This is a genomic window from Psychrobacter sp. DAB_AL32B (assembly GCF_002224105.1).
Taxonomy (GTDB): domain Bacteria; phylum Pseudomonadota; class Gammaproteobacteria; order Pseudomonadales; family Moraxellaceae; genus Psychrobacter.
In genome coordinates this window covers 23,130-42,096 of the sequence record NZ_NEXU01000065.1, presented here as the reverse complement: position 1 = coordinate 42,096, position 18,967 = coordinate 23,130, and the positions used below count along the sequence as shown (strand labels likewise).

Annotated in this window: 15 protein-coding genes and 1 pseudogene; 10 read left to right on the top strand and 6 right to left on the bottom strand. The window is 40.7% G+C overall.

Features of this window, described 5'->3' with window-relative positions:
* The 7 genes and pseudogenes from CAN34_RS07660 to CAN34_RS07630 all read left to right on the top strand — a co-directional run.
* Positions 1–718 (top strand): annotated as a pseudogene (locus CAN34_RS07660) (elongation factor 4); the annotation flags it as partial.
* Between the two features lie 80 nt (positions 719–798).
* Positions 799–1,701 carry a signal peptidase I gene (lepB, locus tag CAN34_RS07655; protein WP_089555146.1) on the top strand — a complete coding sequence of 301 codons (903 nt, stop codon included), beginning with the start codon at positions 799–801 and terminating at the stop codon, positions 1,699–1,701.
* Between the two features lie 160 nt (positions 1,702–1,861).
* Positions 1,862–2,257 carry a DUF4845 domain-containing protein gene (locus tag CAN34_RS07650; RefSeq protein ID WP_089555145.1) on the top strand — a complete coding sequence of 132 codons (396 nt, stop codon included), beginning with the start codon at positions 1,862–1,864 and terminating at the stop codon, positions 2,255–2,257.
* Between the two features lie 171 nt (positions 2,258–2,428).
* On the top strand, positions 2,429–3,226 hold the full coding sequence (rnc, locus tag CAN34_RS07645) for a ribonuclease III (protein WP_089555144.1): 798 nt from the start codon (positions 2,429–2,431) through the stop codon (positions 3,224–3,226).
* Between the two features lie 212 nt (positions 3,227–3,438).
* Complete coding sequence (gene era, locus CAN34_RS07640) at positions 3,439–4,632, top strand: GTPase Era (RefSeq protein ID WP_089555143.1); 1,194 nt, start codon at positions 3,439–3,441, stop codon at positions 4,630–4,632.
* A 61-nt stretch (positions 4,633–4,693) separates the two neighbouring features.
* Positions 4,694–5,497, top strand: a complete 804-nt coding sequence (locus CAN34_RS07635; protein WP_089555142.1) for a DNA repair protein RecO — start codon at positions 4,694–4,696, stop codon at positions 5,495–5,497.
* A 65-nt stretch (positions 5,498–5,562) separates the two neighbouring features.
* Complete coding sequence (locus CAN34_RS07630) at positions 5,563–6,363, top strand: pyridoxine 5'-phosphate synthase (RefSeq protein ID WP_089555141.1); 801 nt, start codon at positions 5,563–5,565, stop codon at positions 6,361–6,363.
* A gap of 19 nt (positions 6,364–6,382) precedes the next feature.
* On the opposite strand, the gene CAN34_RS07625 is transcribed toward CAN34_RS07630, so the two are convergent.
* Positions 6,383–6,970, bottom strand: a complete 588-nt coding sequence (locus tag CAN34_RS07625) for a Tfp pilus assembly protein FimT/FimU (protein WP_089555140.1) — start codon at positions 6,968–6,970, stop codon at positions 6,383–6,385.
* 604 nt (positions 6,971–7,574) lie between these two features.
* On the opposite strand from CAN34_RS07625, the gene CAN34_RS07620 reads away from it, so the two are divergent.
* The 3 genes from CAN34_RS07620 (at position 7,575) to mscL (ending at position 11,692) form a co-directional block, all read left to right on the top strand.
* Entirely contained in the window at positions 7,575–8,744 is a 1,170-nt protein-coding gene (locus CAN34_RS07620; RefSeq protein WP_089555139.1) for an OmpA family protein, read from the top strand.
* Positions 8,745–9,099: 355 nt separating this feature from the next.
* Positions 9,100–10,947, top strand: coding sequence for a translational GTPase TypA (gene typA / locus CAN34_RS07615; RefSeq protein ID WP_079690871.1), 1,848 nt, complete (start codon positions 9,100–9,102; stop codon positions 10,945–10,947).
* 301 nt (positions 10,948–11,248) lie between these two features.
* The gene (mscL, locus tag CAN34_RS07610; protein ID WP_079690872.1) at positions 11,249–11,692 is read left to right on the top strand and encodes a large conductance mechanosensitive channel protein MscL; all 444 of its coding nucleotides are present in this window, start codon (positions 11,249–11,251) and stop codon (positions 11,690–11,692) included.
* A 161-nt stretch (positions 11,693–11,853) separates the two neighbouring features.
* Here mscL and CAN34_RS07605 read toward each other — a convergent pair whose 3' ends face one another.
* The 5 genes from CAN34_RS07605 to CAN34_RS07585 all read right to left on the bottom strand — a co-directional run bounded on the left by CAN34_RS07605 (position 11,854) and on the right by CAN34_RS07585 (position 18,958).
* Positions 11,854–12,294, bottom strand: coding sequence for a hypothetical protein (locus tag CAN34_RS07605; protein WP_089555138.1), 441 nt, complete (start codon positions 12,292–12,294; stop codon positions 11,854–11,856).
* Between the two features lie 221 nt (positions 12,295–12,515).
* Positions 12,516–13,499: a bifunctional DNA-formamidopyrimidine glycosylase/DNA-(apurinic or apyrimidinic site) lyase gene (gene mutM, locus CAN34_RS07600; protein WP_089555137.1), complete on the bottom strand. Its 984-nt coding sequence runs from the start codon at positions 13,497–13,499 to the stop codon at positions 12,516–12,518.
* 66 nt (positions 13,500–13,565) lie between these two features.
* Positions 13,566–16,118, bottom strand: a complete 2,553-nt coding sequence (locus CAN34_RS07595) for a bifunctional (p)ppGpp synthetase/guanosine-3',5'-bis(diphosphate) 3'-pyrophosphohydrolase (RefSeq protein WP_089555136.1) — start codon at positions 16,116–16,118, stop codon at positions 13,566–13,568.
* 394 nt (positions 16,119–16,512) lie between these two features.
* A complete protein-coding gene (rlmD, locus tag CAN34_RS07590) occupies positions 16,513–18,054 on the bottom strand; it encodes a 23S rRNA (uracil(1939)-C(5))-methyltransferase RlmD (RefSeq protein WP_089555135.1) in 1,542 nt (513 codons plus the stop codon).
* Between the two features lie 79 nt (positions 18,055–18,133).
* The gene (locus CAN34_RS07585) at positions 18,134–18,958 is read right to left on the bottom strand and encodes a 3'-5' exonuclease (RefSeq protein ID WP_089555134.1); all 825 of its coding nucleotides are present in this window, start codon (positions 18,956–18,958) and stop codon (positions 18,134–18,136) included.
* Between the last annotated feature and the right edge of the window lie 9 nt (positions 18,959–18,967).

Below are 18,967 nucleotides of genomic sequence, written 5' to 3'. Positions count from 1 at the left end.
TGAATATGACTTGGATTTGATTACCACTGCGCCTTCGGTGATTTACGAGATTGTGAAAAAAGATGGCGAGATTATCTATGTTGATAACCCATCAAGATTGCCTGAACCGAATAATATCGAAGAGTTCCGTGAGCCAATTGCCCGTTGTCAGATTTTAGTACCGCAAGATTACTTGGGTAACGTCATGACACTTTGTATTGAGCGCCGCGGTGTACAGGTGGATATGCGCTTTATGGGTCGTCAAGTACAGCTGATATTTGATATTCCGATGGGTGAAGTGGTCATGGATTTCTTTGACCGTCTAAAATCAGTCTCACGCGGCTTTGCATCGCTTGATTATAATTTTGAGCGTTATCAAGTCGATAAATTGGTTAAGGTAGACGTATTAATTAATGGCGATAAAGTGGATGCACTTGCCATGATTGTGCATGAAACCCAATCGCGCTATCGTGGTAATGCCTTAGTCACTAAAATGAAAGAGTTGATTCCACGTCAGATGTTTGATGTGGCGATTCAAGCGGCGATCGGTAGCCAGATTATTGGTCGCAGTACGGTTAAAGCTATGCGTAAAGACGTCTTAGCCAAATGTTATGGCGGTGATGTCTCGCGTAAGAAAAAGCTATTGTCTAAGCAAAAAGCCGGTAAAAAACGCATGAAGCAAGTCGGTAATGTGGAGATTCCACAAGAAGCCTTCTTAGCAGTACTGCAAGTAGATTAAGATATTGATATACGTATAATCATCGCTAGTCTTATAAATTAAAATAGTCAGATAAGTAGCTCGCTAATAGGCAATTAAGTATGGATTTTGATTTTAATTTGATTTTAGTGCCATTAACCATCGGCTTGGGTATTATTTGGCTATTAGATAAGTTGACGCTTAAACAACGTAAAACCCGTGGTCGCGGTAAAGAGAGTTTGTTGGTACGCTGGGCGTATGACTTTTTCCCCGTGTTAGCGGTGGTGCTTATTGTACGCTCGTTCTTAATTGAGCCGTTTAATATTCCTTCGTCTTCTATGGTGCCGACCTTATATACTGGCGATTTTATTGCCGTTAATAAATACGCTTATGGTGTGCGTTTGCCATTAACTTATAATAAAGTAATCGATACTGGCGCGCCTGAACATGGCGACGTGGCAGTTTTTCGCTATCCAGAGAACCCGAGTATTTATTATATCAAGCGGGTCATTGGTCTGCCGGGTGATACCGTCAGTTATAATCAAGGGACGCTTGCGATTAACGACGTCCCTGTGAATACTGTCGCGGTTGATTTTGACGCTAATGCTGAGCTGACATCACAGCTGTATTCGGCAGGTCAAGTGGCACCAGGTCAAATGCTCACAGAAGAGAATGCCGCTGCAATGGGTCAACAAGAAGAAGGCGAAGCGCAGTATTTCAAAGAAACCCAAGGGAAGCATGAATATATCGTTCGTTATTTGAATGGCATGAACAGCTCGCAATATGCACCATTTTTGCAGCAACAGTCGCCAGAAGTGGTTAGCTCAGAAGGCAATGAGTGGCGTATTAAGGTACCAGAAGGTCAATACTTTGTGATGGGTGATAACCGCGATCGTAGTGCGGACGGCCGTTTTTGGGGATTCGTCCCTGATGATAATTTAGCGGGCAAAGCCGTTTACATCTGGATGCATAAACCGCCTGGTCTCAACTTACCGACCTTTAAACGTAACGGTGCTATCGATTAATATTATCAATACTCGACGGATTAAATTATCGATAATAGTTTTGTGATAATATCATAGCTATTTAAGGCACTACTATCTAGATTATAGATAGGGACTAAAACATGGTAATTTATAAGCATGGTAAATTATCAATATAGCAACTTTCCCGTTGAGAGATATTATGGTGCAACAGTTATCTGGTTTGTCTACACAGCGCGGCGCTAGTGTCACTAGCATCGTCTTTATTATCATCGCTTTAGGCGTGGCTATCAAATTGATCGTTGCTATTGTACCAGCACAAATTGGCGATTATCAGCTGAGCAAAACCTTAAACGCTCAGCTTAAAGAATCCAATAATAATAAAGAGACGGCTAAGCAGTTTGTTGAGCGTGTTGACAAGCAACTGTCTATTAATGCTGATTATGATACTAAGGCAGCAGAGGTATTTACCTTTACGGATAAAAAAACAGGTCAGTTAGCTATTCATAAGAAATATGACATAACCAATAAACTCTTCGGTAATGTAGATATTGTTAATCGCTTCGAAGGCGATATTGATGGTACAACAGCCGAGTAACTGGCTTTTTGTATATTTGTACAATAGTCATTTAAAAATAGCTATTTAAAAACTAGTAATCTAAAAACAGCTATCTAAAAGCTGGTTTTTTGAAGTTAATGTTTTTTGAAAAATATTATCATTTAATAAAATTAAACAATGAAATACAAACGGGATAATCATAAGCCACGCATGAAACCAACTTCGCAGTACCCTCAGGCGGTTCCTAATCCCCAACAAAACAGTCTGTCTGATGACACACTTATTATTAGCTCAGAATTTATTCAACGCTTAGCAATATTAACGCGCAAATTGGGTTATGTGTTTAATGATTTAAGCCTACCAAAGCTGGCACTCACTCATCGCTCGTTCGATAGCAAAAAAAACTACGAGCGTTTAGAGTTTTTGGGTGATGCGTTATTAGGTATGATTGTCGGTGAGGCGCTATATCATCGTTATCCTAGCCAAAACGAAGGTCGTCTGACCCGTATGCGTGCCACTTTAGTACGGCAAGAATCTTTGGTCATCATTGCCCAAAACTTAGAGCTGTCTAATCAGTTAATATTGGGTGTGGGTGAGCGTAAAGGCGGCGGTCGCAATCGCGCTTCTATATTGGCCGATGCTGTAGAATCATTGATTGGTGCTATCTATTTGGATAGCCAAGATATGAATATTACGCGAGCTTGCGTGCTTTCTTGGTACGGCGACCTCATTGATAATGTCAATGATCAAAAAGCCCTAAAAGATGCCAAGAGCCGCTTACAGGAATGGTTACAGTCTAAGCAATTTGATCTGCCGCATTACGAGCTTATGGAAACACAAGGCAATGCACCGCATCAAGTTTTTGTGGTTCGCTGTCAGGTAAATATCAGCAATTGTCCTGATATTACCGAATCTGGCGAGAGTCGCCGTATCGCTGAGCAAAAAGCAGCAGAGCTTATGATTAATCAGCTACATAAGTTGCCAGGTGTGCCCAAAAAGCGCGCATAATTGATTTTAAAGTTTGTGAAGCCTATTTTAAAGTTCGATTATAAACATAACCTTTAATTTCTACTATTTTATTCAAATACTTGTGGCTTTGAAAATCAACTTTTTGAAGCACTAAGTGTTGAAATACCCAATATTCTTAACTTGATAACAGCTCTGCTGTTTAATTTAATTTTACAGCATTTTGACTGATACAACCTCCACAGGATTAACCTATGAGCAATCACCCTGACTTGCCATTAAATAATGAAGATAATGCCAAAAATATGACCGAAAATACCGACCTGAATCTAAGCCAAAAAAATACTGAATCGAATGATACTCAGCTCAATGCTGATAATTTAAAAAACAATGCATTAGAAAACAATGTACTAGAAGACAACTCGTTAGAAGATAATACGCTAGAAGAAAACGCAATAGAAAACAATGACCTAGAAAACGATTTAGCAATCGAAGAGTTTTTTTCACCAAGCAATAGTGCTCGTACTGCTGAAGGTTTTAAAACCGGCTATGTAGCGATTGTTGGTCGCCCAAATGTGGGTAAATCGACCTTGATGAATCATTTATTGGGTCAAAAACTGTCTATCACCTCACGTAAACCGCAGACGACTCGTCATCGTATTCACGGTATTTTATCTAATGATGAAATGCAAGCCGTATTCGTCGACACCCCTGGTATTCATCGTAATGAAGTACGGGCTATTAATGAGCGTATGAATAAAGCTGCTGTATCAGCCTTAGTCGATGTTGACTTGGTATTGTTTGTCGTTGATTCAGACCAGTGGCGTGATGATGATCTATTGGTTTTACAAAAACTTGGTAATACGGAGCTGACCGTTGTATTGGTCATTAATAAAGCAGACACTCTGAAAGATAAAGGCAGTATTTTGCCACTTATCGAAACCTTTAGTGATAGCTTTGACTTTGCCGATATCGTACCTGTTTCTGCATTAAAAAATCAAAATCTTAATCGTCTACAAGAAGTGATTGCTTCACATCTCCCAATCGCTGAGCCTATCTATGATACGGAGCAAATCACCGATCGTTCAGAGCGATTTTTAGCCAGTGAAATTATCCGCGAAAAAATCATGCGTAGCTCTGGTGATGAAGTACCGTACGATTTAACCGTACAGATTGACGGATTTAAGGACGAAGCGGCGCATACTGATCCAAAAACAGGTCGCCCACGCAAAGCCTGTACTTTTATTGATGCCACTATCTATGTTGAACGTAGCGGGCAAAAGGCGATTGTTATTGGTGACAAAGGTCAACGTATCAAACAAGTCGGTATGGACGCGCGTAAGGATATGGAACAACTGTTCGATAAAAAAATTATGTTAACGCTATGGGTGAAAGTGAAGCGCGGCTGGTCCGATGATGAGCGTGCTTTAACCAGCTTGGGATATTAATAGCGACCAAAAATAGCATGTCGATAATAGATTTCTATTATTAAAGCTGAGGTAATAATCAATGCGTAACGAAGCGTTAATCGGTTATTTATTACACCAGCGCCCTTATCAAGAAAAGCGCGCCTTATATTATTTGTTTTCTCAGCAACACGGGGTGATACATGGTATTGGTAAAAAAGGCGCGCCACTATTTATGCCCTTACAGCTCTTTGCTACTGGCAAACGTGATCTTAAGACATTCAGTCAGATTAATATCGCCTCCTTAAGCGTCGTACAGAAACCCATAGAACAAGAAGATAGTAACGCTAGAGAAAATAATGATGCTATAAAAGATAGCAACGCGATAATGTCAGAGGCGTTGCATCACGACAGTATCACTGGCCAACATCAGTATGCTGCCCTGTATTTGAATGAAATACTGTGGCGACTACTACCTACTGAAGATCCTATGCCAGTATTATGGCACCATTATCAAGACAGTCTACGTCAGCTTAAGCAGCCCTTAACTGCTGACGAATTACGTTTATGCTTGCGCCATTTTGAGACGTATTTATTTAACGAGTTAGGTTTTTCGCTAACGTTAAAACATGATAGCCTTGAGAAACCTATTGAGCCTCACTGTGCTTATCGCTTTTTAGCTGATGTAGGTTTAGTGCCTATTATCCATACTGAAGATAATGATAGGGCTATCACTCATACGGTTTTCAGTGGCAGTGAGATATTGATGATGCTGGAGCAAGGAATATCTAGTACTACGCTAAACGCATGGTCGCGCTTGCATCGGCAGCTGATTGATCATTTGCTTGATTATCAGCCGCTACAAAGTCGTTTACTTTGGCAGCAGCAACAGCGTTATCAATCATAGTTTTGACAAAGGCTTTATAAGCTATTTTTTAGTAAATCATCTAAATATTATTAAAAGGATTTTTTATGACTGACGCCGCGCACATAACAGCCTCCAAATTAGAGCAAACTTCAGAAAATACTTCAAAAAAACCGCTATTAGGGGTCAATGTTGATCACGTAGCGACCTTACGTCAAGCACGTGGCGTTAGCTATCCAAGCCCATTAGCAGCAGCCCTTCTATGTGAACAAGCGGGTGCAGATGGGATAACGATTCATTTGCGTGAAGATCGCCGTCATATTCAAGATGCAGATGTTTATGAAATGGCGGGACAACTGACCACTAGAATGAATTTAGAGATGGCAGCAACGACTGAAATGCTAGAGATTGCCTGTCAGGTCAAACCATTTTGGGTATGCTTGGTACCAGAAAAGCGTGCCGAGTTGACCACAGAAGGCGGTCTTGATGTCGCAGGACAGCTCACTTGGTTGACAGATTATATCGGTCAGTTACAGGCGGCAGATATCAAAGTGTCTTTATTTATTGATCCAGAAGATAAGCAGATTACTGCTGCAGTCAATTGTGGCACTGATGCTATTGAATTACATACAGGCGCCTATGCGGAGGCAGGTTTAGCAGATGATATCGATAGGATGAACGTAGAACTGAATCGAATCAAAAATGCAGTAATTACTGCTAGACTTATCGATGATAAACTTCTAGTCAATGCAGGCCACGGTCTCACACGTGATAACGTCAATGCTATTGCCCAGATTGATGGTATATATGAGCTGAATATTGGTCATGCTCTTATTGCCGATGCCGTTTTTGTTGGATTAGAGCAGGCGGTTATTATGATGAAGTCTGCCATGCACCAAAGTATTTAAGCATCTAATCTCATCATTTTTATTGCCCACAATCAGTAGGGTAGCTTTCGTTGGGTTTATAAGTAATGCGACCGACTTGGTTAAATGAGATTTGATACATGGTTTGACTGTAGGTTGAGGTCGGACAGTATTTAATATGACCAAAATGTCCGCGCGGACTACCGCTATCGCCCCAGAACTTAGTGTAATGACGATTATTACCTACGCGTAGATATAAAGTACTATATTTCGGGTTTAGGATCTGTTCTGCTAGCAAATCATCAATACCAATATCAAAATTTTTATTATTATTTTTATCTGAAAATAACAACAGTGTTTTATAACTGTCTCGATGACAACGTCCAGCACTGTTCGATAAACAAACAAGTAAATCTTGCCTTCTGATATAACTTTCAGCTTTGGCTAATGTCAGCGTATTTTCTATTTGACCTTCAATACGCTTTGCTTCCATGCGAGCGAGTTGCTCCATAATAGAAGGAGCAGCAATCATTGCTAATATAGACAAGACTGCGACGGTAACGATCAGCTCCACCAAATTAAAACCCTTATCATGATAGGGGTTTTGATTTTTTAACCTATTGAAAGATACTCTATATGATGCAATCATTGAGGATTGTTACCTGCATAAAAGGTATGGATAGAATAAAATTTTTAAAATTGTCTGATGAAATTGAGTTTTTGTTTCAATATAACTGGTTAATTTTATAATTTACTTAACTTTTTACCCTAAGTTTTGAATTGCTCATGATGTAGAAACTGGTGTCAAAGACCACATATTTATTTAAATAGTGAAACTATGTTTGCAGTCATGAATATAAACTAAATATATGTCTACTGTCAAAGAATGTTTCAATTCGTGAATGGAGAGTTTTAGCAATAGAGAAACTAAGCCATTTGTATTAAAATAGTCTTAATCAATAGATATGATTGGTTTCATAATCTATTGCGACCTAACATACAAAAGATAAAAAGTGTAAAGTGTGTTAGAGCTCAGTAAGTTAAGCCGGCTAATGTGTTTTAGTTATGACATTATCGTGTAATAATGTGTAGCTGATTAACGAAAAAAGTTGTAAACTGAATTGATAATCGCTAAGCTACTTCTTAATTGGTTTTGCTTTGTAATTTTAATTCGTAAATGATGTCTATTTTTGGCCATCTTGAGCAGCGGTTTTGCTTAATGCATTACTAAAATTATCCTTTGGAGGAAGTTCATGAAATTAAATAAAATTGCTTTGGCTTTGTTTGCCATCACAGCGGCGCCACTAGCAGCTAACGCTGGCGTTACTATCAGCCCATTGCTACTTGGTTATCATTACAGTGAAGGCGCTTCTGATGAGCAAGCTGAAACTATGGGCGCAGGTGGGGTTTATAAAGAGAATGGTTTATATACTGGTGCAGCGCTAGGTATTGAGCTTACTCCTTCTACTCAGTTCCAAGTAGAATACGGCGTATCAAACACTGATGCTGTAAACGACGCTGGTACTATATCTTTAGATGCTGAACAAGAAATGATTTCTGGTAACTTCTTGATCGGTTTTGAAGAGTTTAGTGGTTACACTGATAACGCATTTAAGCCATATGTATTGGTTGGTGCTGGTCAGTCTAAAATCGAAGTTGAAGATGCAGCTGGCAACTTTGTTACTGGTTCTAAAGATACCATTGGTAACCTAGGTTTAGGTGCTATGTATCGTATCAACAACGCTCTAAGCCTACGTGGTGAAGCTCGTGCGATTCATAACTTTGACGAAAACTGGTGGGAAGGCATGGCCTTGGCCGGTCTAGAAGTTGTACTTGGTGGCCATTTAGCACCTACAGTAGCTGTTCCACCAATGGTAGAGCCTAACGTTCAGACTCCACCAATCGTTGTTATTGAATCTGATCTTGATTCTGATGGCGATGGCGTACCTGATAGCATCGATGCTTGCCCAGGCACTCCAATGAACGTGGTTGTTGATGAGCGCGGTTGCCCAGTACCAGTAGATATTACTGATGAGCTGAAAATGGAACTTCGTGTATTCTTTGACAACGATAAATCAGCTATCAAAGCTCAGTACCAACCTGAAATCGCTAAAGTAGCAGAGAAGATGCGTGAGTATCCTAACTCTACCGCTCGTGTTGAAGGTCATGCTTCTAAAACAGGTCCATCAGCACGTTATAACCAACGTCTGTCTGAAGCCCGTGCCGTTGCTGTGAAATCTATGCTGACTAACGAATTTGGTATCGCACCAAACCGTCTATCAACAGTTGGTTATGGTTATGACCAACCAATCGCTGATAACAACACTGAAGAAGGTCGCGCTATGAACCGTCGTGTATATGCCATCATCACTGGTGACAAAACCATGACTGTTGAACAAACTAAAGATATGGTTGTTCAATAAGTAATAGCTACTAGTTATGTTACAAACTAATTAGTTACAAAAAAAGCCACCCATTGGGTGGCTTTTTTTTATTTATGTATCGAGAAAAGTGAGTTATTACATAAATCTATGATGCAATAATGTTATACTAGCTACCCAAACACTTTGTAGATTGACAAAGTGTACATTAGCATAGCTATCTGTACGATGGATTTATCAGCATAGATACTTGATTTTACGCATATTAATTAATCCACCGTGCCCATTGTATGGTCGTTTGATACTAGTGTAATTAGGACTATCTGGTTAATGGCAAAAGTTTATCCAGCGGTGCTTACTGCTACTGCATTTTTTTAAGACGAAACGAGCATTTTATATGGCGAACGATATCAAACACCTGCGTAACATTGCAATTATTGCCCACGTTGACCACGGTAAAACAACTTTGGTTGATAAGTTATTACATCAGTCTGGTACTTTTGGCGACCGTGCAAACATTGCTGAACGTGCAATGGATTCAGGTGATATTGAGCAAGAACGTGGTATTACTATTTTGGCTAAAAATACAGCCATCCGTTGGACTGACGATACTGATGGTACTGAATACCGTATCAATATCGTGGACACCCCTGGTCACGCCGACTTTGGTGGCGAAGTTGAGCGTGTGATGTCAATGGTCGACTGTGTACTTCTAGTTGTGGACGGTGTCGATGGTCCAATGCCTCAGACCCGTTTTGTGACTCAGAAAGCGTTCGAGCAAGGTCTAAAGCCTATTGTTGTTATTAATAAAATTGACCGTCCAGGCTCACGCCCTGATTGGGTAATGGATCAAATTTTTGATTTGTTTGATAACCTTGGTGCGACAGATGAGCAATTAGACTTTCCAGTTGTTTATGCCTCAGCATTAAATGGTATTGCTGGTTTAGAAGCTGATAATTTAGCTGATGACATGACACCACTTTTCAAAACTATTGTTGATGTTGTGCAGCCTCCGCAAGTAGATGCTGATGCTCCGTTCCGTATGCAAATCTCAAGTATTGATTATAATAGCTTCGTTGGTGTCATTGGTATCGGTCGTATTCAACGTGGCCGTGTATCTACTAATACGCAAGTAACTGTCATCGATAAAGATGGCGAAACACGTAACGGTCGTATATTGAAGATTATGGGTTATCATGGTCTTGATCGTATTGAAGTAGATGATGCGCAAGCAGGTGACATTGTCTGTATTACTGGTGTTGATGCACTTAACATCTCGGATACTATATGTGATCCTAATCATGTTGAAGCTTTGCCAGCATTAACGGTTGATGAGCCAACAGTATCTATGACGTTCCAAGTTAATAACTCTCCGTTTGCTGGTCGTGAAGGTAAATTTGTCACTTCACGCAACATTCGTGAGCGTCTTGAGCGTGAACTGATTCATAATGTGGCATTGCGTGTAGAAGACACAGAATCTCCTGATAAATTTAAAGTATCAGGTCGTGGCGAGCTACATCTGTCTGTATTGATTGAAAACATGCGCCGTGAAGGCTATGAGCTTGGTGTATCGCGTCCAGAAGTTATCGTTAAAGAGATTGATGGTAAGCTACAAGAGCCGTACGAGAATGTAGTCTTTGATGTTGAAGATCAGCATCAAGGTCCAATCATGGAGCAAGTTGGTCTACGCAAAGGCGAGATGACCAACATGGAGCTTGATGGTAAAGGTCGTATGCGTATCGAAGCGACAATGCCAGCTCGTGGTTTGATTGGTTTCCGTTCTGAGTTTTTAACGTTGACTTCAGGAACAGGTATCCTAACTTCAAGCTTCTCGCATTATGGTCCACAAAAAATTGGTGATGTCGGTGCTCGCTCTAACGGCGTACTCGTTTCTATGACTAAAGGTGTTTGCTTAGGCTTCGCACTATTCAACCTACAAAAGCGTGGCAAGATGTTTGCTGAGCCACAGCTTGAAGTTTACGAAGGTATGATTGTTGGTTTAAACTCACGTAACGATGATATGGCCGTTAACCCAACAACAGCCAAGCAGTTAACCAACGTTCGTGCTAGTGGTACTGATGAAGCGTTGACCTTAACGCCTGCAATCAAGTTTACTCTTGAGCAAGCGCTTGAATTTATTCAAGATGATGAGCTAGTAGAAGTTACACCAAAATCTATCCGTCTGCGTAAGCGTTACTTGACTGAAAGTGAGCGTAAGCGTTTTGGACGTAAGAAAGGTGCTTAATATCGATAAATAAATGATAGTCATCATTTATTTGTTTGGTAATTAAGAGATATCCTTAATACTAATTAATATATTTTTTTATTATTATTAAGTAAGATATCTAATGAACAGCATAGAATGAGTAGAACATCACTCATTCTATGCTGTTTTTTTTGTTGCATTTTTCATGAAATAAAAACACAATAGTTTGATAGGGTTTTTCAAACAACGAAATATTCAATAATTGTCCCTAAAGTCCAATGTCGGATTAACCATTTATATACTTATCTTATTGTAGATAAGATTTTTGAGGAAAGAGATTATGAGTATGGTATCTGAATTTAAAGAATTTGCCTTAAAAGGTAATGTCATGGACTTAGCTGTCGGTGTCATTATTGGTGGAGCGTTCGCTACTATTACGACATCTTTAGTAGAGGATATCATTATGCCTATCGTTGCTTTTATTGCGGGCGGCGAAATCAACTTTAAGAATATGTTTTTCATATTAGGGGATGCGCCTGAAGGTGTTGCTAAAACCTATGATGCACTTAAAGCAGCGGGTGTCCCGGTATTGGCTTATGGTAGTTTTATCACCGTACTTATTAACTTCCTGATTTTAGCGTTTATTATCTTTATGATGATAAAAATGGTCAATAGATTGCGCCGTGCAGATGAGGTGGTAGAGGAAGTAGCAGGACCTTCAGAAGAAGTGCAGTTGCTGCGTGAGATTAGTGCCAAGCTTGGTAATAGCAATCTTACCAAATAAAGCAATTTTATCTAAAATAGGATAATAAAATGCAAAAAGGCCAACGTAATGTTAGCCTTTTTTTTATTGCATATTGATAAGCTGTTAGTTTAAAAATCATCGATTGATAAGACAGCTACTATCAATAATTTATTAGATAAATTGGTAGTAGAAATTGTAGTCTAAGGCGTGATTATGACATAGTCGTTGGTATTAATAAGAATCTCTGATGGTTGATCAACAATGATACGTACAATGTTATTGTCAATAATTTGTGATTTGTAATAATTATCCTCAGCAACGGTACAGCCTAAGCAGCGACCCATTGCATTCCATGGCTCAACGAACAACTTCTGCTGTGCTTGGTCTGCATTACCACCGATAAGAGAGAAGGGAAGGCTAACGAGATAAGCTGCTGTACCCGCCACTGCTGCTACTAGTTGTAATGGCTTCCCAACAATGGTATCAACGGCCATAGTCTCATAAGAAGGACCAAAATCAGTTTCATCAATTTCTATCGCTGCCAAAGCGGGCTGCATGCTTGCAAAAACTAAGCTGGCACTTGCAATCATCGTTAGTAGCTTATATTTAGCGGTGCTTTTGATTTTAGCTTGAGCCGTCATAATGATGTCCTAAAACTCATAAATAGTATGATGAATAGCTGCTGCTATTTCCCCATAGAAATATCACGGCAACAATAAATAGATGATATATTACAGATCAATAAACGGTTTGCACTATTTATGTAAGTGCTGGCACTATTAAAGCAATATGTACGTTAATAAGCAACAAAAATGCGCAAGATTTTTTTCTAAAGCAGTGTTATTAGTCAATATGTTTCAATTTAACGGCTTGGCTGACAGTGCGGGCAATAAACACTGGCGCGCCCATTGAGCTTAATATTTTCTAATACAGTGTCACAGTGCGGGCAAGCCTCACCTTGTCTACCGTAGACATTCAAGGTCTGTTGAAAATATCCTGTTTGTCCACTGGCAACTGTGAAATCACGTAATGTTGAACCACCAAGCGCTATCGCCTTTTGTAGGATAACTTTAATATGATCAACCAGTACCGTAATCCGTTCGAATGATAGCTCATGGGCAGGTGTTGCTGGATGAATACCTGAAAGATATAAACTTTCAGTTGCATAAATATTGCCAACACCGACCACGACTTGTTGCTCCATAATCACTGATTTGATAGCGCGTTTGATCGGTTGTTTAGTGCTAGTAGTTTTACTGATGATTGCCTTACTGACTATGGTTTCATTTGTTAAAGTGTCATTAGAGGTTTGATTAGGATTATCAGTACGCTGAATTAGATAATATAAATAGTCAGCAGTAAAGGTTTCTGATAATGGCTCAGGGCCTAAATGATCTAATAGTTTATGACCATAATCCTCAAGCCATAAGACGGATCCAAAGCGTCTAGGATCATAATAGTGTAACTGGATTTGCGTGTTATCAGCGCCAATAAAGGTCATAATCAAATGGTCGTGTTTGCGTTTATCGCTAGCATGACTGTGTTGTTGTAAGCTGCCTGACATGCCAAGGTGAATTAAAAGTTGTCGTGGCTTTAAAATGTCAGTCTGGAACGTGCCAGACTGGATAGCGCTAGTAGTATGAGCAGCAACTAACGGTATAAAATTGAGGATTAAATACTTTGCTCGTCGCTCAACGCTATCCAAAGTGTAGTCAACTAATTGGTTTAAATCATCGGGCATCGACCAACGCAGTTTAGGTTGAAAGACTTCTACATTGGTGACTTTTCGACCTAATAGCGGAGTAAGGCTGGTTTTTGTCGTTTCTACTTCGGGCAACTCAGGCATAGTATTTTTTATGAAAACTCTATTGTTAATTGAAGGTGTTTTTGGAAAATTTTGATCACTTTATCATCAAGCAACGGCACGTCGAGCATGTAAGATACCGTGCTGTTGTTCGAGCTTAGCAAGTAGCTTTGATAGATGCGCCAGCCCTGAAACTTCAATATGAAATTTTAAAAAGGCAATATTGTCATCATTACTCAGCGTTTCAACTTGGCGAATATTGACGTTTTCTTTATCAATAATTTGGGTCAAATCGCGTAAAAGTCCACGCCTATCATACGCCTCTACATGAATATCTACCGGCTGATAGCGACCCGATTTAACTTTCCAAGCCGCTTCGATTTCGCGCTCAGGGTCACGCTCAATCATACGTAGATACTCGGGGCAGCCCCGATTATGCACGCTAACACCGCGCGATAAAGTAATATAACCAGCGATTGGTTCACCATGTACGGGATGGCAACAGCCTGCCAAGCTAATCTCGATATTGTCCAAGCCATCGATATGGATTCTATAGGCATCACGTTGCCCTGAGTCTCTTGTATCGATATGAGGTGAGAAATCTTCTTCAGGTTTTTCAGGCTCTAGATGCAACTGACGAGAAATATGGCTGGTGAGTTGGTTGAGTCCAATCTCACCTGTCACTAGACCGACGACGATATCATCGGTATTGTTGACATGAAAATGCTGGATATAGTCATTTAAATCAATGCTATTAGGATGCACTGATAAACGCTCAAGCTCTTTGCTCAGCATGTGCCGACCAATCTCGATATTTTTATCGCGGTCTTGTTTATTGAACCACTGGCGTAGTTTTGAGCGTGCGCGGTTTGTATGAATATAGCCCAGTGAAGCAACCAGCCAATCACGGTTAGGCTCACGTGACGCTTTGGTGATGATCTCAACCTGTTCGCCAGTCTTGAGCTGATAGGTCAGCGGTACATAGCGCTGATTGACTCGCGCCGCTTGAGCACGATTACCAACTTGCGTGTGCACATAATAGGCAAAGTCCAGCACAGTCGCGCCTTTTGGTAGCTCAGTAATATCACCATCACGACTAAAGATATAAATACGTTCGAGCTCATCGAAATCAACGAGTTGTTCCTCTTCATCAAACTCGATTTCTTCTAGCTCTTCGCCTGTCAATAATGACGAGCGTGGCTGATTGCGCGTTTCATTATTAATAGAGAGCAGTTGGCGTAATGAGCTGATCCTTTGATTGAGATAGTTGTCTTTCTTATTTTTGAGGCCTTCTTTGTAATTGACATGAGCACACATGCCAAGCTCGGCTTCAAAGTGCATTTCATGAGTGCGAATTTGTACTTCAAGCGATTTATTTTCAGCAATCACTGCCGTATGCAATGAGCGATAACCATTAGACTTTGGATTGGTAATATAATCATCGAACTGTTCAGGAATATAACGCCACAAGCCATGTACCAGTCCTAAAACATGATAGCAATCTGAAGGGTTGGTGACCAATACCCGCAAGGCGCGAATGTCATAAAGCTGATCAAATGATAAACCTTTTAACTTCATTTTTCGATAAATAGAGTAGATGTGCTTAACGCGTCCTGAAACTTCACCTTCAATACTAGCTTCTGCCAAGGATTCATTGAGCTTGTCTTGCACGCGCTGAATATAGGACTCACGTTCACTACGTTTTTCCGATAATAGCTTGGCAATTTCTTTATAGCGATCTGGCGCAAGGTAGCGAAACGCTAAGTCTTCAAGCTCCCATTTAAGCTGGGCGATACCCAAGCGGTGCGATAATGGGGCATAAATTGTCATGACCTCACGTGCGACACGATTTTGCCGCTCTGCATTAGAAAAGGTCAATTCACGCATGGCAAAAGTACGTTCAGCCAGCTTGATGAGTACCACGCGCACATCATTGGTAACAGAGATAAGCATGCTATAAATGTTTGATAGCTGGTCACGCTGGTTATTAACAAAGTGATCTTCTAAGCGCTTATTGCTCTCGATAATCTCAGACAGCTTACCCATCGCCAAGGTATCTTTGACTAAGGTTGATATATCAGCACCGAAGTTTTTTTCAATATCAGCGAGGCTAATGATTTCCTTACGCGCACTGCGATAAAGCATAGCAGCAACAAGGGCATCTTCATCTTGGTAAAGGTAAGTCAAGATGTCCGTCATAGCAATACCTGTCACGTAAGCGCCTGAACGCTCAGATTCACTGGTATTCATATGACTACGAATAAACTCACAGGCAACGCTGAGATTGGGTACAGATTCTTGACCGATACGCTTAGCTACATTGTCTAGCCAAGTAGGTACGTCAATATTTATCTGATCCAAATCAATCGCTTCAAGCTCTTTTTCTGAAAGCGTCGAGGATTCATTGAGAAGTTTATTGTCTAAATACTCGTTTTTAAGGTTCGGGTCATGACTATGATAAGCATACTGTGCGGAGCGATCAAAGGTAGTATGTAGTTTATGAGTGGACAGCTGATGTTTGATATCGAGGGGAATTTGGGCATAACTGTTTGCAGACTGATGAGAGCGTTGACTCGCGACCAGTTGCGCCGCTAGGGTGGCACTGTCAGCTTGCGTGGTCTGTCCATCCACCAGCGGTAATCCTTCACGAATTTTTACCATAGCCCACTCCTCTTAGCTATTCTAAATTGACGATAACCCCATCTACAATGCATGTGGTGAGCTTGCTATTTGTGAATAGTCAGTTATAAATCAATACAGCCGCTAAAAAATCCTTTTTTAGCAGCTATAAAATTAAACATATGAATAATACGTACAATTATGAGTACGTATACTTGCTACATTTTTATTAAAAAATGAAAGCACTGACTATTATTATCGCATGTTGCGATGACAAATCAAGCGAGCCTCTGTAATGATAATTTCAGGCTCAATAACATAGCGGCTTATTTACGCGCATATCGTCGATTTTCTTTAAGCACAATATGGCTAATTTATTTTAAAAAAACACCTTAACGCTTTTATGTATCAAAAAATAAACGCGAAAAAACGGACGCTAAGCTGACACTTTCTCAAAGCGAGCGATTGACTCAACATGACCGGTATGGCAAAACATATCCATCACGCCAGCATGAGTCAAACGATAGCCTTGTTCTAGCAACGCTTTGGTATCACGAGCGAGGGTAGCAGGATTACATGAAACATAGACGATACGCTCTGCATTAAACTTTGGCAGATACTGCATGATTTCCCATGCGCCAGAACGTGGTGGATCAATAAGCAGCGCATCAAACCCTTGATTGGCCCAAGGTTTATCCGTACAGTCCTGAGTTAAGTCTTGGCTATAAAATTCAGTATTATTAATGCCATTGCGACGCGCATTATCAGCGGCGCGAGCAGTCATAGCTTCACTACCTTCAACACCAACAACTGAGCCAGTTTCACCAACCAAACGCGCAAGTGGTAAGCTAAAATTACCCAAGCCGCTAAATAAATCCAGCACCCGCTCACCTGCTTTTAAATCCAACAAATCACAAGCAAGTTTGGTCATCTGACGATTTACTGACAGATTGACTTGGGTAAAATCTGTCGGGATAAATTCAAAAGTAAGGTCATATTCGGGTAATTGATAATATAAGCGTCCAAATTGTTCACTTAAATCATCAGCATCCGTCAAGGCAATACGTTGAATGCTATCGACACCTTTTGATTGCAAATATAACTGCCAATTGCGAGCAGCAAAGAAGCCTTTTAGTTTATCTATATCAGCTTCTGATAATGGCGCTAGGTTGCGCACAATCAGTGCCACTGGTTGATCACCGTCAGGTAGCTCTGGCAAATACTCACCCATAGCCAATTCAAGCTGGGCAATCTTGTCACGGCTTTCTAACGTGCTGATAAGGGTTTTTAAGTTTTCAATCTCAAAGCCGATACGCGGATCTAAGATATGACACTCATTTAACTCAGCCAAGAAGTTACTTGAACGCTCACGAAAGCCTACCAGCGCGGTTTCTTTTTTGGCAACATAACGTACGCCAAGTCGCGCCTTGGTACGATAGCCGAGTTGATCTCCGACTATGGGTGTTAGCCAATGATCAGGCTGAACGTGGGCTTGGTGTTGTAACATTTCAGCAAGGACAGACTGCTTAAAATTAATCTGCGCATCCGGTTGCCAATGCTGCAAGTTACAACCACCACAAACCCCAAAGTGTGGGCAGGGCGGTACAGCGCGTTCAGGATTTGGATTGGCAGTGATGCTAATGGCATCGCCTTCTTCAAAGCTGGTACGACTATTAGTAATTTTGACCAAGGCGCTTTCACCCGGTAATGCAAAGCTGACAAAGATTTTTTTGCCATGCTTATCTGTGATGTGTCCTTCGGCTTCTCCAAAGCCATTACCGTATACGGCAACGCCGCGCCCATCATGCGATAAGCCATCAATAGTAAAGGGTAGTGGCTCAGCATCTTTTAGACGACGGCGTGTCTTCGATGATGGCTTAGATTTTTTCTTATTAGGCGGGATAGTAATGGTCTGAGTCTCGTTAGTTTGCTGTGTGGTATTAGGTGCTGTAGGAGTGTTTGAATCGGTGGGTTGCATAAACCTGCCTTAATAATAAATGATAAATAAAAATAGCTAAAAAAATGAGGATAGAATAAATTGCTTATAACCGTATTTTCTATGATCTGGGCGCAGATGACCAATCAGCAATAAATTCTTGGTGACGTAGACTGCCGTCCGCTTGGGTAAATTTGGCTAAATAGTCATGGCTTTGCTTTTGCCAAGCATCGAAATCGGGTAAGGAGAGTTGTCCAGTTAGACGCAGCCAGCGCAAATATATCAACCAAGTATTCATCACATCAGACTCACAATATATCGATAGCGTCTGCCAGTCATTATTGCTGACGAGGTCGCCAACCATGCTACCATCGACATCCGTCTTACCAGGCAAGCCGTATAAGCTTGCGACAACATCCATGGCCTCGCGGCGACTGGCACCGTATTGGCTAAATCTGTCCATCAAATCAAGGTGGCGCGTGTGAAAGCGATTCACATAATTATCAAAACGCATGTTTTTGATGCGCTCGCCTTCTTCAAATAACCATGGCGCTGACAAATCATATTGCATGGCACGATATATCAGCACCGGAATATCAAAGCCCGAGCCATTCCAGCTAATCAGTTTAGGCAGTTTTTCAAGATCACTAAACGCCCGAAAAAACTTGGCAAGAATTTCCTTTTCACTAAACTTATCTGCGGTTAAAGAAAATAAAGAAAACGTACCGTCTTTAATATAGAGCGCAGAAATACAAACAATGCGCTGCAACGGCAAACGCATAAAGTCGTGTCCCGCTTCTTGTATTCGAATAGCCGTTAATGCGCTCAATGCGTCCGCATCGTTTAGCTCAGCCAATTGCGGATAAATACGGCGGGCAGCATCGGTATCCGCGACGGTCTCAATATCAAAGACCAGTATAGGATTGGACGAGAAGGCTTGTGACATAGATAATTC